Here is a 22,777-nt window from a genome sequence, read left to right as displayed (position 1 = left end):
CCCGTAGGCCGGTCAGCTGCCCACGGAGAGTCCGCCGCCGGACAGGTCCACCCGGATGCCGTCCTTCTCCACGGTCACGCCCTGCAGCCGCACGTACCCCTCGTCACCAGGCAGCTTCGGCAGCCGGAAGGCGAGGGAGAGCCGGTCGGCGAGTTCGGGCCGGGTGAGGCGGGTGAGGCCGTCGAGGAGGGCCGGGTCGAGGCCGATGCGCTTCAGGAGCGCGGGGTGGGCGAGCGCGATGTCGATCAGGTTCGTGCCCATCAGCTGCTTCACGAAGCGCGGTGTCCCGGTCAGCTCGCGCAGCTTCGCGTCGCTGTTCAGCGCCTGCCGCACCGCGCTGTCCGGCACCCCGAGGCGCTTGACCACGGCGGGGACGGCGAGCAGCTGCCGCGCCTTGTCGGCCTGCTTGGTGAGCTTGTCCACGGAGGCGCGCGTGAGGTGCAGGCCCTCGGAGGCGCGGGTGCCGGGCCGGTACGTGGCGAGGTCGCCGATGGCCAGGCTCATGTTGTCGATGTCGGTGGAGATCCCGGAGGCGCCGAGCCGCTGGATGTTCGCGTCCGCCCGCACCTTCACGTCGTGCCCGGCGACGGGCAGGGTGCCGCGCGCGAGCACCTTGTTCTGCCCGTATCCGGTGAACGTGACCTGGGAGGCTCCCAGTTCCCTGTTCATGTCGGCGAAGCTGAGCAGCACCTCTCCGCGCATCGCGTCGGCGTACGCGCCGCTGATGTCGGTGAGGCCCGAGCCCTTGATCCGTACGTTCTGCGCGGTCGCGGAGACCTTGGCGAGGGTGACGCGGTCCGCGGCGACATCGGGAACGGTCACCTTCAGCTCGTGGATGCGGCGGTCGGCGAGCTGGGTGAGGAACGGGAAGCCCTTGATCTCCACCTCGGGGGCCGCCGTCAACTTGAGCTGTTTCTTGATCTGTTGCGCGGCCTTGTTCTCGGCGTAGAGCACCGCCCAGCGGTCGCCGAGGGCGAGGAATCCGCACACGACGAGGACCGCGATCAGGCCCTTCAGGAGGGCCGGGACGAAGGAGCGCCGCCTGCGCCGCCGCGACCTCGGCGGGGGCGGCGGTGGAACGGATTCCTCCGGCCAATCGTCGTACAGGGTGCGGTCATTGGATATGCGGTGGGGGGTGCGCATCGGCCGATTCCATCACACACCCCCACCGATCACACAAACATCCTTCACACGCTGTTTGCTACTTGAGGATAGTGATCCGGTTCGCGGCGGGCGGCTCGATCGGGTCCGCGGCCGAGGAGTTGGCGGTCAGATAGTCGTTGAGCGCCTTGAGGTCATCGCTTCCGACCAGCGGGTTCTTGCCCGCCCCCAGCGCCGCGAAGCCGTCGCCGCCGCCCGCGAGGAACGAGTTCATCGCGACGCGGTAGGTGGCGGCCGGGTCGATGGCGGCCCCGTTCAGCCTGATCGAGTCGGTGACGACGCGGTCGGCGCCCGACTTGGTCATGTCGAGCGTGTACGAGAGTCCGGCCGAGGGCTGAAGGATCTTCGGCGAGGCCTCGTTCGACCCGCTGACCTGCTGCTTCAGCGCGGTGACGAACTGCTCGCCGGTGAGGTCGGCCAGATTGACGGTGTTGCTGAACGGCTGCACGGCGAAGGCCTCCCCGTACGTCACCACGCCGTCACCCTCGCTCCCGCTCGCCTTGAACACCAGGTCGGAGCGGACGCCGCCCGGGTTCATCAGGGCCACGCTCGCCTTCGGGTCGAGCGACTTGGCGTGCGCGAGCTGCGCGTCCGCGATCAGGTCGCCGAGCGGGGACTCGGGCGAGGTGGCGCCGCGGCCGGGCAGGTCGGCGGAGATGTAGCCGACGGGCTGACTCGAGATCGGCGCGGCCAGCTTGTTCCACCGCCCGATCAGCGCGGTCATGTCGGCGGCCTTCGGCTGCGTGCGCGTGACGACGTGGTTCGCGGAGGTCGGCGACTTCACCGACGTACGGACGATGTCCTTGGTGGCACGGTCGTACGTCAGCGTCGTGTCCGTGTAGAGCTTCCCGTACGAGGACGCGGACGTGACCATGCGCGGCTTGCCCGAGGGGTCCGGGATCGTGCACGCGTACGCGTTGTGGGTGTGCCCGGTGACCAGGGCGTCGACCTTCGGTGTGATGCCCTTGGCGATGTCGACGATGGGGCCGGAGACGCCCTTGCCCGCGCTCGGCGAATCGCAGTCGTAGTTGTACGAGCCCGAGGCCGGGGCGCCGCCCTCGTGGATCAGCGCGACGATCGACTTCACGCCCTGCTTGTCGAGGATCTTCGCGTACTTGTCGACGGTCTCGATCTCGTCGTGGAACTTCAGCCCCTTGACGCCGTCCGCCGACACGATGTCCGGGGTGCCTTCGAGCGTGACGCCGATGAAGCCGACCTTCACGCCCTTGTGCTTCCACACCCAGTACGGGGCGAGGACCGGCTTCCCGGTCTTCTCGTCGGTGACGTTCGCGGCGAGGTACGGATAGTCGGCGCCCTCGAAGGTGCGCCCGTCCTCGTAACACCCGTCCTTGGGGTGGCAGCCGCCCTTCTGCAGCCTCGCCAACTCCCCCGCGCCCTCGTCGAATTCATGGTTCCCGACCGAGGTCACGTCCAGGTCCAGCTTGTTCATGGCCTCGACGGTCGGCTCGTCGTGGAACAGGCCGGACAGCAGCGGACTCGCGCCGATCAGGTCGCCCGCGGCGGCGGTGACGCTGTACGGGTGCCCCTTGCGGGCCGTGCGAAGGGAGTTCGCCAGGTACTCGACCCCGCCCGCGTCGATCTTCTTCGTGGTGCCGTCGGCCTGGTCCTCGGTGACCTGGCCGGAGGACCCGGCCGGCGGCTCCAGGTTCCCGTGGAAGTCATTGAAGGACAGCAACTGCACGTCCTGGTACCGACCGGCGTCCTTCTGCGGCGCGGCGCCGGCGGGCAACGCGGCCACCAGCGCCCCGGCGGTGGCGAGGGTGGCGACAGCCGCGAGCCCGGCCCGCAGCCGACGCCCCGGTCTCTTGCTCTTCACGTTCATGTGGTCCCCCCTGAGGGTGCGGTGCGACGACCGTTGATGTGAGGCCGCCAGACTAGGGTCAACGCGCGTAGTGCGTAAGCCGAATGAAGCCCCTGCGGCGGTTGAGCAGCGGGGTCCGGGGCGGAGCCCCGAGGCGTCGACCACGGCACCGCGCAACAGGCACCCGCTCCGGGCGGAGCCCAGCCGTACCCTCGTAGCCATGACCACGGACCCCGCCCCCGCCCCCGATCCCGCTCTCCCGAACCGCCGGATCGACACCCTCACCGCCCTGTCCGCCGCCCAGGCCACCACCGTGCTCGACCTGCTCTCCGAGGCCGCCCGCACCGACGGCCAGCAGGCCGTCTCCGAGCAGGGCCGACTGCAACTGCGGGGCGGCGAGCGGGAGGGCGTACGGCACCTGCTGCTCAGCGTCGGCGACGAACTGGCCGGTTACGCGCAGCTCGAGGACACCGACCCCGTGGAGGCCCCGGCCGCCGAACTGGTCGTCCACCCGGCGCACCGCGGCCACGGCCACGGGCGGGCCCTCGGCAGCGCCCTGCTCGCCGCCTCCGGCAAGCGACTGCGGGTGTGGGCGCACGGCGGACACAGCGCGGCACGCCATCTCGCCCAGGTGCTCGGCCTGACCCTGTTCCGCGAACTGCGCCAGATGCGGCGCCCGTTGGAGAACCTCGACCTCGCGGAGCCCGTCCTGCCCGAGGGCGTCCGGATCCGTACGTTCGTGCCCGGCCAGGACGACGCGGCATGGCTCGCGGTGAACGCGGCGGCATTCACCCACCACCCCGAACAGGGCTCCCTCACCCAGCGCGACCTGGACGACCGCAAGGCCGAGCCGTGGTTCGACCCGGCGGGCTTCTTCCTGGCCTTCCGCGGCGACGAGCTGGTCGGCTTCCACTGGACGAAGGTGCACGCGCAGGAGCGGCTCGGCGAGGTGTACGTCGTCGGGGTGGCGCCCTCCGGCCAGGGCGGCGGCCTCGGCAAGGCGCTGACGGCGAAGGGCCTGCGCCACCTGGCGGCGGCCGGCCTCCCGACCGCGATGCTCTACGTCGACGCGGACAACAAGGCGGCGGTGAGCGTGTACGAGCGGCTGGGTTTCACTACGTACGAGACCGACCTGATGTACCGCACCGAATCCTGACTTTCACCGCTTCAAAACGCCTCTGACCTGGTCTTTCCCGGGTAGCGGCGGAGACGAGGGGGCGGCGTCGCTTGACGCCGCCCCCTCTCTTGCATCACCCTTTCACTACTTGATTAGTGAAAGGGGGTACGCCGTGGCACACGAACCGGTCATCGAATTCCGCATCGACCGTCACACGGGCGTCGCCACCTACCTCCAGATCGTCCACCAGACCGAGCACGCGCTGCGGCTCGGTCTGCTCGAGCCCGGGGACAAGCTGCCCACGGCGCGCGAGGTCGTCGAGGCGACGGCGATCAATCCGAACACCGTGCTGAAGGCATACCGGGAGCTGGAGCGCTCCGGACTCGTCGAGGCCCGCCGCGGCCTCGGCACGTTCGTCCGCGCGACGCTCGGCTCCGGCACCGCCGACTCACCACTGCGGGCCGAGCTCGTCGAGTGGACCGGCCGCGCGAAGGAGGCGGGCCTCGACCGCGAGGACGTCGAGGCCCTGTTCGGCAGCGCCATCGAGGCGCACTTCGGCACCACGACCAAGGGGACTTCATGACCACGGCCACGGCCATCGAGGCGAACGGCCTCGTCAAGCGCTACGGACGGCGCGCTGCGGCGGCCCTGGACGACTGCTCGTTCCGGCTGCCCGCCGGCCGGATCAGCGCGCTCGTCGGGCCCAACGGAGCGGGCAAGTCGACGCTGCTGACCATCGCGGCCGGCCTGGCGCGCCCCACCTCGGGCAGCATCTCCGTACTCGGCGCGGCCCCCGGCACGCACCGCGCGAAGGTCTCCCACCTCGCCCAGAGCAAGCCCCTCTACCCGCAGCTGTCCGTCGCGGACACCCTCCAGGTGGGCGCCGCGCTCAACCCCGGGCGCTGGGACGCCGCGTACGCGGCGAAGATCGTCGCGCAGGGCGAGCTCGACCCGAAGGCGAAGATCCGCTCGCTCTCCGGCGGCCAGCGCACCCGCGTCGCGCTCGCGCTCGCCCTCGGCAAGCGCCCCGAGCTGATGCTGCTCGACGAGCCGATGGCCGACCTCGACCCGCTCGCGCGGCACGAGATGATGGGCACGCTGATGGCGGACGCGGCCGAGCACGGCACGACCGTCCTGATGTCCTCGCACATCGTGACCGAACTGGCCGACGCCTGCGACCACCTGCTGCTGCTCGGCGGCGGCCGGATCCGGCTCGGCGGCGGCATCGACGACCTGATCGGCGCGCACAGCCTGGTCACGGGCCGCGGCGACCTCGCCCCGCACACGGTGGTCGAGTCCCGCGCCTCCGGCCGCGGCGTCACCGCCCTGATCCGCAGGGACGGACCGGTCGGCGAGGGCTGGCAGGTCCAGGAGCCCTCCCTGGAGGAGCTGCTCCTCGCCCACCTCCGCTCCCCCGAAGCCCCGCCCCTGCTCACGCCGGGCACCACCGCCCCGCGCCGCACGGAGGTGACCGCATGAGCACCCCGACGCTCGACAAGCCCTCCGCCGTGCGCCGCACCAAGGCAGGACCCGACGGCCTGGTGTGGACGGTCCTGCGGCTGCACCGCGGCGCGATGTGGGTCTGGATCGGCTACGTGGCCGTCAGCCTCGGCCTGCTCCTGTGGCTGTGGGGCCCCGGCTCCGCGGACGCCCAGGCCGCGTTCGACAAGCTCGGCTACGGCGGGGCGCAGGACCAGGCGTTCCAGGACGCGATCTCCGCGTTCCTCCCCTTCATCGGCACGGGCTTCGACACCCTCTTCTACGACCCGCTGTCGCTGGCCCGGCTCGCCGCGTGCGTCATCGCCGTCTTCGCGGCGGGCCCGCTGATCGCCCGCGAACTGGAGCAGGGCACCGCACAGTTGGCGTGGACCCAGGCCGTCTCCCCCGCCCGCTGGCTCGCGGCGAAGCTCACCGTGCCTGCGGCGCTCATCACGGCCGGTACGACACTCGTCGTCATCCTGTACCGCCTCGTCTGGGACGACCGGAACCATCTGCTGGTCGCCGGCATCGGCCCGCGCGACTTCGACTTCTCCGTGGGCCCGGCGACGGTGGCAAACGCGCTCTTGGGCCTGGCCATCGGTGTACTGGCCGCCCTGGTGCTGCGCCGCACCCTGGCCGCGGCCGCCGTCGCCGGTGTCGTGACGTACCTGGTGGGCGCGTTCCGCGGCAACTCCTGGCCGCTCCAGGGCAGTTACCAGCAGCCCGAGATCCCCGTGCACAGCAAGGCGATCACGTCGACGGGGGCGGAGATCCGCGACCCCGGCTGCATGACCCAGCACTGCCTCGACAAGCACGACATCACCGGCTTCACCCGCAGCTACCTTCCCTCGCCCGACTACTGGCCGCGCCAACTCGCCGAGACCGGTGTCCTGCTGGGGCTCACCGCGCTGGCCGTCGTCGCCGCGTTCCTCGTGCTGCGCCGGTTCCAGCCGGAGCCGCCGGTCGCCCCGCTCACCAAGGAGTCCGCCGCATGAGCGCCGCCACCACGTTCCCCCTGGGCCTGCCCCGGACGGTCCTGCGACTGCACCGCGTCGCCGCCTGGCTGTGGATCGCCTTCGTCGTCGTGACGAGCGCGCTGCTGCTGTGGCTGTGGGGCCCCGGCACGGCCGGGCTCGACATCACGGGACACTGCGACGCCGCGGTGGCGAACTCCTGCACCGCGAAGGGCGCGACGGCCGACACGTACCACTACGTGGTCACCCTGGCCGACATGCTGATCTCGCTGGTGCCGGTCGCGGTGTCGGTGTTCGCGGGCGGCCTGCTCATCGGGCGCGAACTGGGCACGGGCACAGCCCAGTTGGCGTGGACGCAGTCCGTGTCCCCGGCCCGCTGGCTCGCCATGAAGCTGGCCGTGCCCGCGGCCTTCCTGGTCCTCGGCACGACCCTCCTGGTCCTGCTCCGCCGGCTCGTCGCCTCGGCGGCCCCCGGCCTCTCGGAGAACCGCTGGCACGTTCTGACGGCGACGTTCGACGCGCTCGGCCCGACGGCGGTGGCGCTGCCGCTGCTCGGCCTGGCCATCGGTGCGGTGGTCGCGCTCCTGACGCGGCGGACGCTGCCGGGGGCGGGCTACTCCCTGATCGCCACGGTCGCGGTGGTGGGTGTGATCGACGCGGTCCGCGACCGGCTGTGGCCCACGGTCACGGCGACCGGGGACCTGCGGGAGGGCTACCCCTACTTCGCGGGGTCCCTGACCTCCGAGGGCGCGCTGACCGGCTCCGGGGCGCGGGTCGCGGACCCGATGTGCGTCGACGACACAGGCTGCCTGGCCTCGAACAACATCACGGGCTTCTACCGGGAGGGCCACCCGCCGTCCCACTTCTGGCCCCTCCAGCTCATGGAAACGTGCGTGGCCCTCTTCCTCACCGGCGCGGCGACGGCCACGGCCTTCTACCTGCTGCGCCGCCGGGCACGGTAACGGTTTCCCTCCGGGGGGCAAGTGGGGTCGGCCCGGTCGCCGGTGGGCTCCGGGGGGGCCGGCTCGGTCGCCGGTGGACGTCTGGGGGGCGGGCGGATGCGGTGGGGCGTCTGCCGGGGCGGCATCGGCCGTTCCGGCCCCGGATCCCGGTCATCTCCCGCCCACCCGCCCCCTCCGGGGGCGTCGGCCCGTCCGGGGCCCGGGGCTCTGGCCGGATGCGTCCCCGGGACTGGGCCCTTGCGGTCCCGGGGACGTAGCTGCGTCTGGGGCTACGTCCCGATCGCCCTTCCCGGCTCCGTCCCTGCTGCGGACTGGGGCGGAGGCCGCAGGGCCCGACGACCATGGACAGCTTGGCTCCTTCGGGAATCTGCGCTCCGGTCGCCGTCGCCCTCGGCCGGGGGGGCCGTGCAGCCCGCACGATGGCTGAGCAATGGCGGCTGCGCCCCCGTTCGCCCTGCGGGCTCGTCCTCAATCGCCGGACGGGCTTGATTCGGGTCGACGTCCGGGCTCCCCGCCTTCTGCCGGGTGTACCGCGACGGGACGGCACCGCGCACTGCGGATCTGAACGCCACCCCGGCCCGGAGGGAGCCGGAGGGAGCCGGAGGGAGCCGGAGAGAGCCGGAGAGAGCCGGAGAGAGCCGGAGAGAGCCCGCCGAGCATCGGCCCGGCCGGCAGGGGATCGGCGCCGCGCACCCGTCACCCCAGGGATCACCCCCGGCACAGCCGTGAACTACGGCACCGCGTACACAACGCCACGCTCGCCACCCCCGGCACAGCCCGGGCCCCGGACGGGCCGAAGCCCCCGGAGGGGGCGGGTGGGTGGGAGGTGACCAGGCGGCGGAGGAACGGCGCCGCGCGCCGGCGCTCCGGGCCCCCACCGCCGCCCCAGGACACCCGCAACCATCACCACAGACGCCAACCCCCACCCAGCCGCAGAACCCCGGCCCGCATACACACCACCACACGCACCACTCCGGCCCAGCCGCACACCCCGCCACCGCGGCAACAACACCACCCACCGCACCCCGGCCACCACCCCGACGGACCGAAGCCCCCGAAGGGGGCGGGCGGGCGGGAGACAACCAAAGCCCGGCGCAGCCGAAAAGGCACGGCGCCGCGAACCGGCACGCAGACGCCGCCCCCGACACAGCCCCACACCCCGGCCCCCGCAACAACACCCCCACCCCAACCCCGCCCACCCGCCAACCCCCCGGCGGGCCGCACGGCCATAGCCCGTACGTCATGTCGCCGTAACCGTCGATTCAGACGGACTTGCGACGCTCACGGAATGCAGCCCCCCGCCCCCGAACCCGCCGAGCCCGCCCGTCGCGGCAGCCTCACGCTCGCCCCCGCGCCCTCCGACGCGGTCGGCGCGCCCCGGACGGCGTCCACGCGGAAGAATGGGGCCATGAGTCAGCCGAACGCCGCACAGGACCAGACGACCGACGCTGCTCCGGCCCCCTCGGCCACGCAGCCCCAGCCGTCCGTGGGCTCGCTCGCCGCGCACCGGCCGCACCCCGTGGCCGGCGGCGATTACGACCGTACGGCCGCCAAGCTCGCCGGAATCGTCGCCGACATCGACGCGGATCCGGACGACTACGAGGAGGACTACGCGAACCAGGAGGGCGCGGAGCTCCCGCAGGGCCGTTTCCTGGACCGCGAGCGCAGCTGGCTCGCGTTCAACGAGCGCGTACTCGAACTGGCCGAGGATCCGAACACGCCCCTCCTGGAGCGGGCGAACTTCCTCGCCATCTTCGCCTCGAACCTCGACGAGTTCTTCATGGTCCGGGTCGCGGGCCTGAAGCGCCGCATCGCGACCGGCGTCGCCACCCGTTCGGCCTCGGGCCTGCAGCCCCGCGAGGTGCTGGAACTCATCTGGAACCGGTCCCGCGAGCTCATGGCCCGGCACGCCGCCTGCTACCAGGACGAGGTCGCCCCGGCCCTCGCCGACGAGGGCATCCACGTCGTGCGCTGGAACGAGCTCACGGAGAAGGAGCAGGCCCGGCTCTACACGCTGTTCATGCAGCAGATTTTCCCGGTCCTCACGCCCCTCGCGGTCGACCCGGCGCACCCCTTCCCGTACATCTCGGGGCTCTCCCTCAACCTGGCCGTCGTCGTCTCGAACCCGGTCTCCGGTCACCGCCACTTCGCCCGGGTAAAGGTTCCGCCACTGCTCTCCCGCTTTCTTGAGGCCTCGCCGCAGCGCTACGTCCCCATCGAGGACGTCATCGCCGCGCCCAGGCACCTCGGCGAGCTGTTCCCCGGCATGAAGGTCGAGGAGCACCACATGTTCCGCCTGACCCGGAACGAGGACCTGGAGGTCGAGGAGGACGACGCCGAGAACCTCCTCCAGGCCCTGGAGAAGGAGCTGATGCGGCGCCGCTTCGGCCCGCCGGTGCGCCTCGAGGTCGAGGAGACCATCGACTCGGACATACTCAGCCTCCTCGTGAAGGAGCTGAAGATCAGCGAGGCCGAGGTGTACCCGCTGCCGGGCCCCCTGGACCTCACCGGCCTCTTCTCCATCGCGGGCATCGACCGCCCCGAGCTGAAGTACCCGAAGTTCGTGGCCGGCACCCACCGCGACCTCGCCGAGGTGGAATCGGCCTCGGCGCCCGACGTCTTCGCCGCGCTGCGCAGCCACGACGTGCTGCTCCACCACCCGTACGACTCGTTCTCCACCTCCGTACAGGCCTTCCTCGAACAGGCCGCCGCGGACCCGGACGTGCTCGCCATCAAGCAGACGCTGTACCGGACCTCGGGCGACTCGCCGATCGTGGACGCGCTGATAGAGGCTGCGGAGGCGGGCAAGCAGGTGCTCGTCCTGGTGGAGATCAAGGCCCGTTTCGACGAGCAGGCCAACATCAAGTGGGCCCGCAAGCTGGAGGAGTCCGGCTGCCATGTCGTCTACGGTCTCGTCGGCCTGAAGACGCACTGCAAGCTGTCGCTCGTCGTACGCCAGGAGGGCGACCAGCTCGTCAGGTACAGCCACGTCGGCACGGGCAACTACCACCCCAAGACCGCCCGACTGTACGAGGACCTGGGCCTACTGACGGCCAATCAGGAAGTCGGGGCCGACCTCTCCGACCTCTTCAACCGGCTGTCCGGCTACTCGCGGCGCGAGACCTACCGCCGCCTCCTCGTCGCCCCCAAGTCCCTTCGTACGGGCCTGATCACGCGGATCGAGAAGGAGGTCCAGCACCACCGTGCGGGCCGCCCCGCCTACGTCCGCATCAAGGTCAACTCGATGGTCGACGAGGCCGTCATCGACGCGCTCTACCGGGCATCGCAGGCAGGGGTCCCGGTCGATGTGTGGGTGCGCGGCATCTGCGCGGTGCGCCCCGGCGTCGCGGGCCTGTCCGAGAACATCCGGGTCCGCTCGGTCCTCGGCCGCTTCCTGGAGCACTCCCGCGTCTTCGCCTTCGGCAACGGCGGCGAGCCGGAGGTCTGGATCGGCAGCGCCGACATGATGCACCGCAATCTCGACCGCCGTATCGAGGCCCTGGTCCGCGTGGAGGACCCGGCCCATCGCGCGGCGCTCAACCGACTGCTCGAAACGGGGATGTCCGACGCCACTGCCTCCTGGCACCTGGGCCCGGACGGCAATTGGACCCGGCACGCGCAGGACGCGGACGGGCGGCCCCTGCGCAACGTACAGGAGATGCTCATAGACGCCCGGAGGCGCCGGCGTGGCACAGCGACACCTTGAGTCCAGCGAGCCGCTGAACGGAACCGATGTCGACGTCCTGGGGCGCTATCTCCGCTCCCAGGCCACCGAGTTCCTGCGCTCGCTGCGGCAGCACCGCGAGAGCGGGGCGGCGGGCGACACGGCGGACGCGGCCCGTGCGCTGCGGCGTGCCGCGCGCCGGATCAGCGGTACGTTGCACACCTTTCGGCCGCTTCTCGACACGGAGTGGTCGGATGCGCTCAGGCCCGAACTGGCGTGGTTGTCGGGGACGTTGGCCCGCGAACACGCGTACGCGTCCCGCCTGGACCGGTTGACCTCGGCCCTCCACACCTTGACGTCACCGTCCCCCACGCCACGGGGCTCCGCCCCGGACCCCGCTGCTCAATCGCCGCAGGGGCTTAATACGGCCGGTTCCGACTTGGGCAATCTGCCGCCTGGGGCGGCAGGGTGGGCAAGGCGGCCCCCGGCGCCGCGCGCCGACACGTCGGCCCCCGCCCCGGAGCGGCAGCCCGAGTCGCGGGAAACCCTCACCCTCGGCGCCGCCAAGGCATCCGCGCTGCTCGACCGCCAGCTCACCCTCGCCCGCACGCGGGCCCACAGCACCGCCCTCCAGGCCCTCGGCTCCGCCCGCTTCCACGCGGTCGCGGACAACGTCGCCGTGCTCGCCAGCGACGTCCCCCTCACCACCGCCGACACCGAGCTGAAGAAACTCGCCGCGGAGGCCGAGTCCCGCCTCACGGAGGCCGCCACCGCCCTCCACCACACCAGCCACCCGTACAACGCGGACGCCGACGCCACCTGGCACCACGTACGCCTCCTCCTGCGCCTGCACCGCTACGCCCGCGAAGTGCTCCCGGACGCCCCCATGGACGTACGACTCCTCGACGCGGCCGACGCCCTGAACGCCCACAGGGACGCCGCCGAGGCCGCCGCCGCGGCGGCCCACGCGGCCCGCACCCCTCGCATCGCGCCCACGACCGCGTACGCCCTCGGCGTGCTCCACGCCGACCAGCGCCACGAGGTCGCGGCCGCCAGGCTCGCATTCGGACAGGCATGGCAACGACAGGCGGTGGGCACCCCATGACGCACCCCATGACCGTGCGGCAGGACGACCCCGGAACGGTCCTCGCGGCAGGCTGCGTCCTGTGGCGCCGCTCCGCAACTCCCCACGACGGGTGGGGAGTCGAGATCTGCCTCGTGCACCGGCCCAAGTACGACGACTGGTCGCACCCAAAAGGCAAGCTCAAACGCGGCGAGGACGCCGCGGCCGGCGCCCTGCGCGAGGTGCGCGAGGAAACCGGCCACGACTGCGCGCTCGGCGCCGAACTCCCCACGGCCCGCTACCTCGCGAACGGCCGCCCCAAGCAGGTGAGTTACTGGGCGGCAGAGGCGGCCTCCGGCACGTTCACGCCGAACCGCGAGGTCGACCGCATCACCTGGCTCACGCCTCCCGAGGCCCGCACCCGCCTCACCCAGCCCAGGGACCGCGTACTCGTCGACGCCCTCCTCGACGCCCTCCACACCACCTGACGATCACGTTCCGTAGCCGTACCGTGACCTAACCGCACCGCCCGCTTAGGTTCACCCGGCGTTCACTCTTGGCCATCGGCCGCTTCACCTGATCTGCCTAATTTCAGCCTTACGCGGTGAGCCCCCGGCATCCGGGGACGCCCCGCCGCTCGACTGAAACCAACCGCAGACATCGCACGCCGCCACAGAGACAGAGAAGGCCGGCGGCTCCCGGAAGGAACATCCAAGGTGAAGCTTCAGCGCAAGAACCGGCTCCGCGCCCTTTCCCTCGGCGCTCTCGCCGTCTCCGGCGCCCTGGCCCTCACGGCGTGCGGCTCCGACGACACCAGCGGCGGCTCGGGCGGCAACAGCGCCTCGGCCAAGGCGGGCAACATCAAGTGCGACGACGCCAAGGGCCAGCTCCTCGGCATCGGCTCGTCCGCCCAGGCCAACGCCATAGACGCCTGGCGCCAGGCCTACGCGCAGGCCTGCTCCGACGTGCAGCTCAACTACAAGCCCGACGGCTCCGGCGCCGGCGTGACCGCCTTCAACCAGGGCCAGGTCGCCTTCGCCGGCTCCGACTCGGCGCTCAAGCCCGAGGAGATCGCCGCCTCGAAGAAGGTCTGCAAGGGCGGCCAGGGCATCGACCTGCCGATGGTCGGCGGCCCGATCGCCGTCGCGTTCAACGTCCAGGGCGTCGACAACCTGACCCTGGACGCCAAGACGCTGGCCCAGATCTTCGACTCGAAGATCACCAAGTGGAACGACCCTGCGATCAAGAAGCTGAACCCGGACGCCAAGCTGCCGTCCACCAAGATCCAGGCCTTCCACCGCTCCGACGAGTCCGGCACCACGGACAACTTCACCAAGTACCTGAAGGCCGCCGCCCCGAGCGACTGGAAGTACGAGGGCGGCAAGGCCTGGCAGGCCAAGGGCGGCCAGTCCGCGCAGGGCTCCTCCGGCCTCGCCCAGCAGGTGAAGCAGACCGACGGCGCCATCACCTACGTCGAGCTCTCCTACGCCAAGGACGGCGTGAAGACCGTCGACATCGACACGGGCGCCGACCAGCCGGTCAAGGCCACCACGGAGAACGCCTCGAAGGCGATCGCCGACGCCAAGGTCGTGGGCACCGGCAAGGACCTCGCCCTGGACCTCAACTACAAGACCCAGGCCGCGGGCGCGTACCCGATCACCCTGGTCACGTACGAGATCGTCTGCGACAAGGGCAACAAGGCGGAGAGCCTGGCCGCCACCAAGTCCTTCCTGAACTACACCGCGTCCGAGGACGGCCAGGCGGCCCTCTCGGACCTGGGCTACGCCCCGATCCCCACCGAGATCAACAAGAAGGTCCGCGAGACCGTCGCGAGCATCAGCTGACCCAGTGTGCGGGCCACCCACCGGCTGAACCCGGGTGGCCCGCACCGTCCGGTGCACCGCCGCCAGAAGTCCCGTCATTCCCGTAGCACCGCGGGACTTCGCAGACCGGAGAACCCCATGGACATAACCACGCAATCACCGGCGCCCCCACCGGCGCCCGCCGATCGCCCCTCACCCGCCCAGCAGAAGCGCGCCGCCCGCGGCGCCACCCGCCCCGGAGACCGGGTCTTCCTCGGCCTCTCGCGCGGCTCGGGCATCCTGCTCCTGGTGATCATGGCCGCGATCGCGGTCTTCCTGACCTACCGCGCCTCGCTGGTCCTCTCGAAGAACGAGGGCAACTTCCTCACCACCTTCGAGTGGAACGCGACCGCGAGCCCGCCCGTCTTCGGCATCGCCGTGCTCGCCTTCGGCACGATCGTCACCTCGATCATCGCCATGGTGATCGCCGTGCCCATCGCCGTCGGCATCGCGCTCTTCCTGACGCACTACGCGCCGAAGAAGCTGAGCGGCATCATCGCCTACGTCATCGACCTGCTGGCGGCCGTGCCGTCCATCGTCTACGGCCTGTGGGGCGCGCTCTTCCTCGTGCCGCACATGACCGGCCTGTTCCACTGGCTCGACGACTACTTCGGCTGGACCGGCATCTTCGAGTACCAGGGCGGCGCCCCGCGCACCCTGCTCACCGTGGGCATCCTGCTGGCGATCATGATCCTGCCGATCATCACCAACGTCTCCCGCGAGGTCTTCCGGCAGGCGCCCCAGATGCACCAGGAGGCGGCCCTCGCGCTCGGCGCGACCCGCTGGGAGGTCATCCGGATGTCGGTGATCCCCTTCGGCCGCTCCGGCGTCATCTCCGCCTCGATGCTGGGCCTCGGCCGCGCGCTCGGCGAGACGATGGCCGTCGCCACGGTCCTCTCCCCCGACTTCCTGATCCACACCAGCCTGCTCGACCCGGGCGGCGGCACCTTCGCGCAGAACATCGCCGCGAAGTTCTCCGAGGCCAACGACCAGGGCCGCGACGCCCTGATCGCCTCGGGCCTGGTCCTCTTCGTCATCACCCTGTTGGTCAACGGCGCGGCCCGCCTGATCATCGCCCGCCGCAAGGAGTACTCGGGGGCCAACGCATGAGCAACGCAACCGTTCCCGTCCAGAAGCCGGACGCGCCGAAGCCGCCGAGCTCGCTCAGCGCCGCGCGCCTGCCCCGCTGGGCCCCCTGGGCCATCGCCGTCGGCTCGATCGCCGCGGGCTGCGCCATCGGCCTCGGCGCGGGCCTCACCAGCCGCGTCCAGTGGGGGCTGCTCGCGGCCCTGCTGTTCGTCCTCGTCTCGTACGGCCTCGCCGCCAAGGTCGAGGGCCGCCGGCAGGCCAAGGACCGCCTCGCGACCAGCGTCGTGTGGGTCGCCTTCATCCTCGCCGTGGTGCCCCTCGCGTCCCTCGTCTACGAGACGATCGCGCGCGGCATCAAGGTCCTGGACCCGTACTTCCTGTCCCACTCGATGGGCTTCATCACCTCGTACCAGGAGGGCGGCGGTATCTACCACGCCATCCTCGGCACGCTGGAACAGGTCGGCATCGCCACCGTGATCTCGGTGCCGATCGGCATCCTCACGGCGATCTACCTGGTCGAGTACGGGCGCGGGAAGCTGGCGAAGGCGGTCACGTTCTTCGTGGACGTCATGACCGGCATCCCGTCGATCGTCGCCGGCCTGTTCATCCTGTCCTTCTGGATCCTGATCCTCGGCTTCGGCTTCTCCGGTTTCGCCGGCTCGATGGCCCTGGCCATCCTGATGATCCCGGTCGTGGTCCGCTCCACCGAGGAGATGCTCAAGCTCGTCCCGAACGAGCTGCGCGAGGCCTCCCTCGCCCTCGGCGTCCCGAAGTGGCGCACGATCCTCAAGGTCGTCCTGCCGACGTCGATCGGCGGCATCACGACCGGTGTGATGCTGGCCATCGCCCGTATCGCCGGTGAGACGGCCCCGGTCCTGCTGCTGGTCTTCGGCAACCCGCTGATCAACGGCAACCCGTTCGAGGGCCCGCAGGCCTCGCTGCCGCTGTACATCTACCAGCAGTACGCGAGCAGCGGCGGCAGCCAGGCGGCGTACGACCGCGCCTGGGCCGCGGCCCTGGTGCTCATCGCCTTCATCATGATCCTCAACCTCGCGGCCCGCGGCGTAGCCCGCTGGAAGGCCCCGAAGGCCGGTCGCTGACGCGACCCTCCCCGCTCAGCGACGTATCGGAAGTGAAGTAACAGTCATGGCCAAGCGAATCGACGTAAGCGGACTCACCGCCTACTACAGCGCCCACAAGGCGATCGAAGACATCTCGATGACCGTCGAGCCCCGCTCGGTGACGGCCTTCATCGGCCCGTCCGGCTGCGGCAAGTCGACGTTCCTGCGCACCCTCAACCGGATGCACGAGGTCACCCCCGGCGGCCGCGTCGAGGGCAAGGTGCTCCTGGACGACGAGGACCTGTACGGCTCCCACGTCGACCCGGTGGCGGTGCGCCGCACGGTCGGCATGGTGTTCCAGCGCCCCAACCCCTTCCCCACGATGTCGATCTTCGACAACGTGGCGGCGGGTCTGAAGCTCAACGGCAAGTACAAGAAGTCGGAGCTGGCCGACGTCGTCGAGAAGTCCCTCAAGGGCGCCAACCTCTGGAACGAGGTCAAGGACCGCCTGAACAAGCCCGGCTCGGGCCTCTCCGGCGGTCAGCAGCAGCGTCTGTGCATCGCCCGCGCGATCGCGGTCCAGCCGGATGTGCTCCTCATGGACGAGCCCTGCTCGGCCCTCGACCCGATCTCGACCCTCGCCATCGAGGATCTGATCGGGGAGCTGAAGGAGCAGTTCACGATCGTCATCGTGACGCACAACATGCAGCAGGCGGCCCGTGTCTCGGACCGCACCGCGTTCTTCAACCTGGCGGCGGTCGGCCAGCCCGGCAAGCTCGTCGAGATCGACGAGACGGAGCGGATCTTCTCCAACCCGTCGGTCCAGGCCACGGAGGACTACATCTCGGGCCGCTTCGGCTGACCCGACTCCCCCGACACCCCGTGGTGCTGCATGGCGGTGCCACCACGGGGACCAGAAGAGGCCCGCCCCGGAAAGGGGCGGGCCTCTTCATGTCTTTTGGGGGCGCGGGGAACTGCGCAAACTTTTGGGGGTCCGGGGGCGCAGCCCCCGGGGACGGGACGGGAAGGGGCGGAGGGGGCGACTTCCACCCCCGCCGCCGCCTAACCGAACGCCAGCCAGACCACCCCGTACGCCGCGGCAGCGACAAGCGCCGCGGCCGGCATCGTGATGAACCAGCCCAGGATGATGTTCTTGGCGACACCCCACCGAACCGCGTTCACACGCTTCGTGGCGCCCACACCCATGATCGCCGAGGTGATCACGTGCGTCGTCGAGATCGGCGCGTGGAACAGGAACGCCGAACCGAACATGATCGACGCACCCGTGGTCTCGGCCGCGAAGCCCTGCGGCGGATCCAGCTCGATGATCTTGCGCCCGAGCGTCCGCATGATCCGCCAGCCACCGGCGTACGTACCGGCCGACAGCATCACGGCACACACGATCTTGACCCAGACCGGAATCGGGTCCTCGAAGGACTCGTGGCCGCCGATGACGAGCGCCATGACCACGATGCCCATGGTCTTCTGCGCGTCCTGCAGACCGTGCCCGAGCGCCATGCCGGCGGCGGAGACGGTCTGCGCGATCCGGAAGCCGCGCTTGGCCTTGTGCGGGTTGGAGCGCCGGAACAGCCACATGATGAGGGTCATCACCAGGTAGCCGACGACGAGCCCGATGACGGGCGAGGTGAACATCGGGATGACGATCTTCTCCCACACCCCGGACCAGTAGACGGTGGTGCCGCCCGCGAGGGCGGCACCCACCATTCCACCGAACAGGGCGTGCGAGGAGGACGAGGGAAGCCCGAAGTACCAGGTGATGAGGTTCCAGACGATCGCGCCCGCGAGCGCGGCGAAGAGGATTCCCATCCCCTTGTCGCCCACCGGGGTCGCGATGATCCCCTCGCTCACCGTCTTGGCGACGCCGCTGCCGAGGAAGGCACCGGCGAGGTTCATCACCGCGGCCATGGCGAGCGCCGCACGGGGCGTCAGCGCGCGCGTGGAGACGGAAGTGGCGATGGCGTTGGCGGAGTCGTGGAAACCGTTCGTGTACGTGAATCCAAGCGCGACGCCGATCGTCACGATCAGGGAGAAGGTGTCCATGAGCCGGTCAGGACTCCTTCACGGCGATGGTCTCCACCGTGTTGGCCACGTGCTCGAAGGCGTCGGCCGCCTCTTCCAGCACATCGACGATCTGCTTGAGCTTCAGCACCTCGATGGCGTCGTACTTGCCGTTGAAGAGCTGTGCGAGCAGCTTGCGGTGGATCTGGTCGGCCTGGTTCTCCAGGCGGTTGACCTCGATCCAGTACTCGGTGAGGTTGTCCATGGTGCGCAGGTTCGGCATGGCCTCGGCGGTGAGCTCGGCGGCTCGGCTGAGGACCTCGATCTGCTGCTCCACACCCTTGGGAAGCTCCTCGACCTGGTACAGCACGACCAGGTCGACGGCCTCCTCCATGAAGTCCATGATGTCGTCGAGGGACGACGCGAGGTTGTAGATGTCCTCGCGGTCGAACGGCGTGATGAACGAGGAGTTGAGCTGGTGGAAGATCGCGTGGGTGGCGTCGTCACCGGCGTGTTCGGCTGCCCGCATCCGCTCCGCGATCTCGGCCCGGGCGGAGGAATCCGCCCCGAGCAGTTCCATCAGGAGCTTCGAGCCCGTGACGATGTTGTCCGCGGACGCGGCGAACATGTCGTAGAAGCTCGTCTCCCTGGGGGTCAGACGAAAGCGCACGTGGGGTCCTCGGGGTGCTTTGGATTCGGTCAGGCTGATGCTAGGCGCATCATCCGGCCACGGCTAACCGGCGTTACACCAGTGTCGCCCATCGGGCACAGTGATCAGCACTGGGCCCGGTCGAGCCGGGACGAACCGGAACGATCCCAGGGAAATCCGGTACCATATACCCACAGGGGGTATAGGACACCACGGGAGGACGGACGCGATGACGACTGACGCGACACAGACGGACAAGCCTGCTGTGCCGGACAAGGCCGAGATCGTGACCGACCACGACCGCGGCATCCACGGGTACCACCACCAGAAGGAAGAACACCTCAAGCGGCTGCGCCGGATCGAGGGCCAGATCCGCGGCCTGCAGCGCATGGTGGACGAGGACGTCTACTGCATCGACATACTCACGCAGGTGTCGGCCTCCACGAAGGGGCTGCAGTCCTTCGCGCTCCAGCTCCTGGAGGAGCACCTGCGGCACTGCGTCGCCGACGCCGCGCTCAAGGGCGGGGACGAGATCGACGAGAAGGTCGAAGAGGCCACGAAGGCGATCGCGCGCCTGCTGCGCACCTGAGATTTCGCGCACGTGCCGCCCGCGCACGTGCCGTACGTGAGGGTGGGGACGCCGGATCCGGCGTCCCCACCCTCTTCGTTCTTCGCCGTTCAGTCCCGGTCGCCCTCCGGTCCACCGGGCAACACCTCGGCGACCCGCAGCACCTCGTCGATCCGGTCCACACTGAGCCGCCCCTCGGAGACGGCGGACGCCGCGATGATCAATTCACCGCACAGCTCGATCTCGGCGAGGGCGACGTGGTCCTGAACCGCCGTACCACCCACGGGAGCCACGTTCATCACCTCTTCCTGCCGCGTGACCCACAGCCCCATGGCCGCAATGGCCGACTTCCTAGAGTAGGGACCGGCTCACGCCCCGCGCATGGCACGGAAGAACCATTTCCGGCCCCCGACAGGCCTACGGGCACCGGGCTCCGCGATCCGGGCAGGCCCTACGGGCCGGGCTCGGCGACCTTCCCCGCGTAGATGTCCGCCTTGGCCGGAAGCCGCACCTTCACCGGCTTCCCGAAGCCCCGGTACAGGGTCGTCGACGTCACGGCCACGTCCTTCGACGGCCGCCCGTTCGCGAAGCTGAACCGGTGCACGACCTTGCGGACGAGACCCTCGTCGTCGACGTAGACGTCGAACGGCACCCGCTCCTTGCGGAACCCTTTCGCCGCCGCCGCGAGCGCCCCCTTCTGCCCCGCGGACGCTGCCTTCGCGGCGTCGCTCAGCCGCACGTCCCCCTTGTAGTGCCGGGTGCGCACGCCCGCGATATCCCTCTCGCCCTGCTCCGTCACATTCCGTGCGCCGCGCAGCAGTTCGGCCGCGACGAGCGGGTCGGTGGCGCCGCCGGTGACCAGGTTCCCGTCCGTCAACGCCGTGACGTCGACGCGGACCCACTTGTCGGCGGGGACGCCTGCACCCCGGTTCTTCATGTACAGGGAGCCGGGCGCGAGCAGTTCGGTGATCGGCCGGTGCTCCTCGTCGCCCGCCGCGTCCTGCGGGAGCCGCACCCGCAGCTCGCCGAGGCCCTTGCGGTAGTCGTAGACGCCCTCGCCGTGGATGGTGACGCGGGTCCCGCCGCTGGCCATCTCCATCGACGTACGCGCCTGTGAACTGCCCTCACGGACCAGCCGGTCGGCGGCCCCGCGCACCGTCTGCGTCGGATCCGTGTTCCGCTCGCCGCCCGCGGCGCCGCCACCGCACCCGCCGGCCCCCGCCACCACCGACGCGACCGCGACAGCCGCCACCGCCGCCCGCGCCGAAACGGCCGCGCTCCCGTGCTGCACCACCATCGCTGGTCCGCCCCCAAGCCTCTCCGTGCGTGTGCGGCCCCTGTCGTCGGGGTTAACGACGAGTAGGGTCGACCGTCACGCGAACGGGGGGTTTACATGGAGTCGCTACCGTGGCCGCGTGGCACAACAGCAGCACTCGCATACGACCACCGTCGTGGAACAGGGACGTTTCTGTCTGGCCCGCTGCAGCTGCGGCTGGCGCGGCCCGGCCAGGAGAGCGCGGAGCAAGGCCCGTTCGGACGCGGACGACCATCTCGGCTCGGCGGACCAGGACACCTGACGGAACCCACGACTCCCCGATGACGTCTCGTATCTCGGGAAGCGAACAGGTGGCCGAAGGGGACAACCACATGGAACGCCGCACGTTCATCACGGCATCGGCCGCGGCAGTCGTGGCGGGCGGCGCGGTGAGCGCCTGCTCCGGGTCCGGCGCGGGCTCGAGCTCCACGGGCGGGCACTCCGCGTCCTCCGGTTCCTCCGCCCCTGTCCGCTCCACGAGCGCGAGCGCGTCCAGCACGGTGCGGGCCGCGGCGAACCTCGCCGGGCTCGCCAAGGACCTCGACGGCTCCCTCGTGCGCCCCGGGGAGTCCTCCTGGGCGGCGGCCCGCCAGCTCTACAACACCCGCTACGACGCGTTGAAGCCGCGCGCCGTCGCGTACGTCGCGGGGCCCGACGACATCCGCACGACCCTCGCGTACGCCCGCGCGCACAAGGTCCCGCTCTCCATACGCAACGGCGGCCACTCCTACGGAGGTTGGTCCTCCGGAAACGGCCACCTGATACTCGACGTCTCCCGGATGAAGTCCGTCCGCGCGTCGGGGTCCGAGGCGGTCGTCGGCGCGGGCGCGAAGCTCATCGACGTCTACCGGTCGCTCGCGGCCAAGGGCGTCACGATACCGGCGGGCTCCTGCCCCACGGTCGGTGTCTCGGGCCTCACGCTCGGCGGCGGCCACGGCGTCGTCTCGCGGGCCTACGGCCTCACCTGCGACAGCCTCACCCAGGCCACGGTCGTCACGGCCGAAGGCAAACAGCTGACCGCGAACGCGACCTCGCACAAGGACCTCTTCTGGGCGCTGCGGGGCGCGGGCAACGGCCAGTTCGGCGTCGTGACGGAGCTGCGCTTCAAGACCCACCCCGCGCCGCAGGGCGTCTCCGCGTACATGAGCTGGCCCTGGTCGAAGGCGGCGACGGTGCTCAAGGCCTGGCAGAAGTGGGGCCCCGACCAGGCCGACGAGATCTGGTCCTCGCTGCACATCGCGGGCGTGCCCGGCGGCAACCCGACGGTCTCGGTCGCGGCGTTCTCCCTCGGCACGTACACCGAGCTGCAGAACGCGGTCGACCGCCTCGCCGACGGCCCCGGCGGCCCGGGCCCGGCCACCTCGGTCTCCCTCAAGCGCCGCTCGTACGAGGAGTCGATGGAGGTGTACGCGGGCTGCTCGGCGTTCGCGGAGGACGCCCAGTGCCATCTGCCGGGCGCCGTGCCGGGCCGCTCCGAGCAGGGCGCGCTGCCGCGCGAGACGTACGCGGCGGCCTCCGACTTCTTCGACCGGAACCTCTCGGACGCGGGCGCGCGCACGCTCCTGAAGCAGCTGGAGAACGTCACGTCCGGCGCAGGCTCGGTCGCGCTCACGGCGCTCGGCGGCGCGATCAACCGCGTGGACCCGACGGCGACGGCGTTCGTGCACCGCCGCTCCCGGATGCTCGCGCAGTACATCGTGTCGTGGCAGCCGAATGCCTCCGGCGGTGCAGCGCGCAGTTGGCTGTCCTCGGCCCACGCGGCGATGCGGCCCTACGCCTCCGGGGCGGCGTACCAGAACTACGCGGACCCGACCCTGAAGAACTGGAAGCAGGCGTACTACGGGCCTGCGGCGCCTCGGCTGGCCAAGGTGAAGCGCCAGTACGACCCGTCAGGCTTCTTCGACTTCCCGCAGTCTCTGTAGACGGAGCTTCCCGGCGAGGCTTGACATTTCAAGCCCCTGCGGCGATTGAG

21 protein-coding genes are annotated in these 22,777 nt (G+C 70.7%); 15 read left to right on the top strand and 6 right to left on the bottom strand.

Annotated elements, in window-relative coordinates; translation table 11 throughout:
- Positions 1-12: 12 nt before the first annotated feature.
- Both ACZ7L4_RS19650 and ACZ7L4_RS19645 read right to left on the bottom strand, forming a co-directional pair.
- Entirely contained in the window at positions 13-1,143 is a 1,131-nt protein-coding gene (locus tag ACZ7L4_RS19650) for an LmeA family phospholipid-binding protein (RefSeq protein ID WP_472104138.1), read from the bottom strand.
- Between the two features lie 58 nt (positions 1,144-1,201).
- Complete coding sequence (locus ACZ7L4_RS19645; protein ID WP_472104136.1) at positions 1,202-3,004, bottom strand: bifunctional metallophosphatase/5'-nucleotidase; 1,803 nt, start codon at positions 3,002-3,004, stop codon at positions 1,202-1,204.
- A gap of 199 nt (positions 3,005-3,203) precedes the next feature.
- Here ACZ7L4_RS19645 and mshD point away from each other — a divergent pair, with 199 nt between their 5' ends.
- From mshD to pstB, 12 genes are all read left to right on the top strand, one after another.
- Complete coding sequence (gene mshD / locus ACZ7L4_RS19640) at positions 3,204-4,139, top strand: mycothiol synthase (protein WP_472104134.1); 936 nt, start codon at positions 3,204-3,206, stop codon at positions 4,137-4,139.
- 133 nt (positions 4,140-4,272) lie between these two features.
- Entirely contained in the window at positions 4,273-4,683 is a 411-nt protein-coding gene (locus ACZ7L4_RS19635) for a GntR family transcriptional regulator (RefSeq protein ID WP_472104132.1), read from the top strand.
- Positions 4,680-5,579 carry an ABC transporter ATP-binding protein gene (locus ACZ7L4_RS19630; RefSeq protein ID WP_472104130.1) on the top strand — a complete coding sequence of 300 codons (900 nt, stop codon included), beginning with the start codon at positions 4,680-4,682 and terminating at the stop codon, positions 5,577-5,579. The genes ACZ7L4_RS19635 and ACZ7L4_RS19630 overlap by 4 nt, the downstream gene beginning before the upstream one ends.
- Positions 5,576-6,574, top strand: a complete 999-nt coding sequence (locus ACZ7L4_RS19625) for a hypothetical protein (RefSeq protein ID WP_472104128.1) — start codon at positions 5,576-5,578, stop codon at positions 6,572-6,574. Before ACZ7L4_RS19630 ends, ACZ7L4_RS19625 begins: the two co-directional genes overlap by 4 nt.
- The gene (locus tag ACZ7L4_RS19620; RefSeq protein WP_472104126.1) at positions 6,571-7,515 is read left to right on the top strand and encodes an ABC transporter permease; all 945 of its coding nucleotides are present in this window, start codon (positions 6,571-6,573) and stop codon (positions 7,513-7,515) included. Before ACZ7L4_RS19625 ends, ACZ7L4_RS19620 begins: the two co-directional genes overlap by 4 nt.
- Before the next feature lie 1,288 nt (positions 7,516-8,803).
- Positions 8,804-11,221 (top strand): RNA degradosome polyphosphate kinase, encoded by a 2,418-nt coding sequence (locus tag ACZ7L4_RS19615; protein WP_472104125.1) that lies wholly within the window; start codon positions 8,804-8,806, stop codon positions 11,219-11,221.
- On the top strand, positions 11,202-12,284 hold the full coding sequence (locus tag ACZ7L4_RS19610; RefSeq protein ID WP_472104123.1) for a CHAD domain-containing protein: 1,083 nt from the start codon (positions 11,202-11,204) through the stop codon (positions 12,282-12,284). Before ACZ7L4_RS19615 ends, ACZ7L4_RS19610 begins: the two co-directional genes overlap by 20 nt.
- Positions 12,281-12,730 carry an NUDIX hydrolase gene (locus tag ACZ7L4_RS19605; protein ID WP_472104121.1) on the top strand — a complete coding sequence of 150 codons (450 nt, stop codon included), beginning with the start codon at positions 12,281-12,283 and terminating at the stop codon, positions 12,728-12,730. Before ACZ7L4_RS19610 ends, ACZ7L4_RS19605 begins: the two co-directional genes overlap by 4 nt.
- Positions 12,731-12,958: 228 nt before the next feature.
- On the top strand, positions 12,959-14,086 hold the full coding sequence (gene pstS / locus ACZ7L4_RS19600) for a phosphate ABC transporter substrate-binding protein PstS (protein WP_472104119.1): 1,128 nt from the start codon (positions 12,959-12,961) through the stop codon (positions 14,084-14,086).
- Between the two features lie 117 nt (positions 14,087-14,203).
- Positions 14,204-15,214 (top strand): phosphate ABC transporter permease subunit PstC, encoded by a 1,011-nt coding sequence (gene pstC, locus ACZ7L4_RS19595; RefSeq protein WP_472104117.1) that lies wholly within the window; start codon positions 14,204-14,206, stop codon positions 15,212-15,214.
- Complete coding sequence (pstA, locus tag ACZ7L4_RS19590) at positions 15,211-16,293, top strand: phosphate ABC transporter permease PstA (protein WP_472104115.1); 1,083 nt, start codon at positions 15,211-15,213, stop codon at positions 16,291-16,293. The genes pstC and pstA overlap by 4 nt, the downstream gene beginning before the upstream one ends.
- 46 nt (positions 16,294-16,339) lie before the next feature.
- A complete protein-coding gene (gene pstB, locus ACZ7L4_RS19585; RefSeq protein ID WP_472104113.1) occupies positions 16,340-17,116 on the top strand; it encodes a phosphate ABC transporter ATP-binding protein PstB in 777 nt (258 codons plus the stop codon).
- Between the two features lie 200 nt (positions 17,117-17,316).
- On the opposite strand, the gene ACZ7L4_RS19580 is transcribed toward pstB, so the two are convergent.
- Complete coding sequence (locus tag ACZ7L4_RS19580) at positions 17,317-18,315, bottom strand: inorganic phosphate transporter (RefSeq protein WP_450811282.1); 999 nt, start codon at positions 18,313-18,315, stop codon at positions 17,317-17,319.
- 7 nt (positions 18,316-18,322) lie between these two features.
- A complete protein-coding gene (locus ACZ7L4_RS19575) occupies positions 18,323-18,943 on the bottom strand; it encodes a DUF47 domain-containing protein (RefSeq protein ID WP_306321513.1) in 621 nt (206 codons plus the stop codon).
- A 208-nt stretch (positions 18,944-19,151) separates the two neighbouring features.
- On the opposite strand from ACZ7L4_RS19575, the gene ACZ7L4_RS19570 reads away from it, so the two are divergent.
- Positions 19,152-19,511: a metal-sensitive transcriptional regulator gene (locus tag ACZ7L4_RS19570; RefSeq protein ID WP_450811281.1), complete on the top strand. Its 360-nt coding sequence runs from the start codon at positions 19,152-19,154 to the stop codon at positions 19,509-19,511.
- Positions 19,512-19,600: 89 nt separating this feature from the next.
- Here the strand turns inward: ACZ7L4_RS19570 and ACZ7L4_RS19565 are convergent, their stop codons facing one another.
- Positions 19,601-19,789 (bottom strand): hypothetical protein, encoded by a 189-nt coding sequence (locus ACZ7L4_RS19565; protein ID WP_422408569.1) that lies wholly within the window; start codon positions 19,787-19,789, stop codon positions 19,601-19,603.
- A 152-nt stretch (positions 19,790-19,941) separates the two neighbouring features.
- On the bottom strand, positions 19,942-20,787 hold the full coding sequence (locus ACZ7L4_RS19560) for an SCO4651 family lipoprotein (RefSeq protein ID WP_472104110.1): 846 nt from the start codon (positions 20,785-20,787) through the stop codon (positions 19,942-19,944).
- A 118-nt stretch (positions 20,788-20,905) separates the two neighbouring features.
- Between ACZ7L4_RS19560 and ACZ7L4_RS19555 the strand changes: the two genes are divergently transcribed.
- Both ACZ7L4_RS19555 and ACZ7L4_RS19550 read left to right on the top strand, forming a co-directional pair.
- Positions 20,906-21,067 carry a hypothetical protein gene (locus ACZ7L4_RS19555; protein ID WP_472104108.1) on the top strand — a complete coding sequence of 54 codons (162 nt, stop codon included), beginning with the start codon at positions 20,906-20,908 and terminating at the stop codon, positions 21,065-21,067.
- A gap of 70 nt (positions 21,068-21,137) precedes the next feature.
- The gene (locus ACZ7L4_RS19550) at positions 21,138-22,727 is read left to right on the top strand and encodes an FAD-binding oxidoreductase (RefSeq protein ID WP_472105585.1); all 1,590 of its coding nucleotides are present in this window, start codon (positions 21,138-21,140) and stop codon (positions 22,725-22,727) included.
- The last annotated feature ends 50 nt before the right edge of the window (positions 22,728-22,777 follow it).

The organism is Streptomyces sp. NPDC107575 (assembly GCF_055657265.1).
Note: the sequence above shows the minus strand (reverse complement) of the source record. Positions and strands in the feature narration are given on the sequence as shown.

Bases quoted from the DNA above. Each gene is read 5' to 3' on its own strand.
- ACZ7L4_RS19650 (WP_472104138.1), bottom strand. From the start codon at position 1,143: ATGCGCACCCCCCACCGCATATCCAATGACCGCACCCTGTACGACGAT.
- pstA (WP_472104115.1), top strand. From the start codon at position 15,211: ATGAGCAACGCAACCGTTCCCGTCCAGAAGCCGGACGCGCCGAAGCCG.
- mshD (WP_472104134.1), top strand. From the start codon at position 3,204: ATGACCACGGACCCCGCCCCCGCCCCCGATCCCGCTCTCCCGAACCGC.
- ACZ7L4_RS19630 (WP_472104130.1), top strand. From the start codon at position 4,680: ATGACCACGGCCACGGCCATCGAGGCGAACGGCCTCGTCAAGCGCTAC.
- ACZ7L4_RS19625 (WP_472104128.1), top strand. From the start codon at position 5,576: ATGAGCACCCCGACGCTCGACAAGCCCTCCGCCGTGCGCCGCACCAAG.
- ACZ7L4_RS19605 (WP_472104121.1), top strand. From the start codon at position 12,281: ATGACGCACCCCATGACCGTGCGGCAGGACGACCCCGGAACGGTCCTC.
- ACZ7L4_RS19560 (WP_472104110.1), bottom strand. From the start codon at position 20,787: ATGGTGGTGCAGCACGGGAGCGCGGCCGTTTCGGCGCGGGCGGCGGTG.
- pstB (WP_472104113.1), top strand. From the start codon at position 16,340: ATGGCCAAGCGAATCGACGTAAGCGGACTCACCGCCTACTACAGCGCC.
- ACZ7L4_RS19550 (WP_472105585.1), top strand. From the start codon at position 21,138: ATGGAACGCCGCACGTTCATCACGGCATCGGCCGCGGCAGTCGTGGCG.
- ACZ7L4_RS19620 (WP_472104126.1), top strand. From the start codon at position 6,571: ATGAGCGCCGCCACCACGTTCCCCCTGGGCCTGCCCCGGACGGTCCTG.
- ACZ7L4_RS19580 (WP_450811282.1), bottom strand. From the start codon at position 18,315: ATGGACACCTTCTCCCTGATCGTGACGATCGGCGTCGCGCTTGGATTC.
- ACZ7L4_RS19570 (WP_450811281.1), top strand. From the start codon at position 19,152: ATGACGACTGACGCGACACAGACGGACAAGCCTGCTGTGCCGGACAAG.
- ACZ7L4_RS19565 (WP_422408569.1), bottom strand. From the start codon at position 19,789: ATGAACGTGGCTCCCGTGGGTGGTACGGCGGTTCAGGACCACGTCGCC.
- ACZ7L4_RS19645 (WP_472104136.1), bottom strand. From the start codon at position 3,004: ATGAACGTGAAGAGCAAGAGACCGGGGCGTCGGCTGCGGGCCGGGCTC.
- ACZ7L4_RS19615 (WP_472104125.1), top strand. From the start codon at position 8,804: ATGCAGCCCCCCGCCCCCGAACCCGCCGAGCCCGCCCGTCGCGGCAGC.
- pstC (WP_472104117.1), top strand. From the start codon at position 14,204: ATGGACATAACCACGCAATCACCGGCGCCCCCACCGGCGCCCGCCGAT.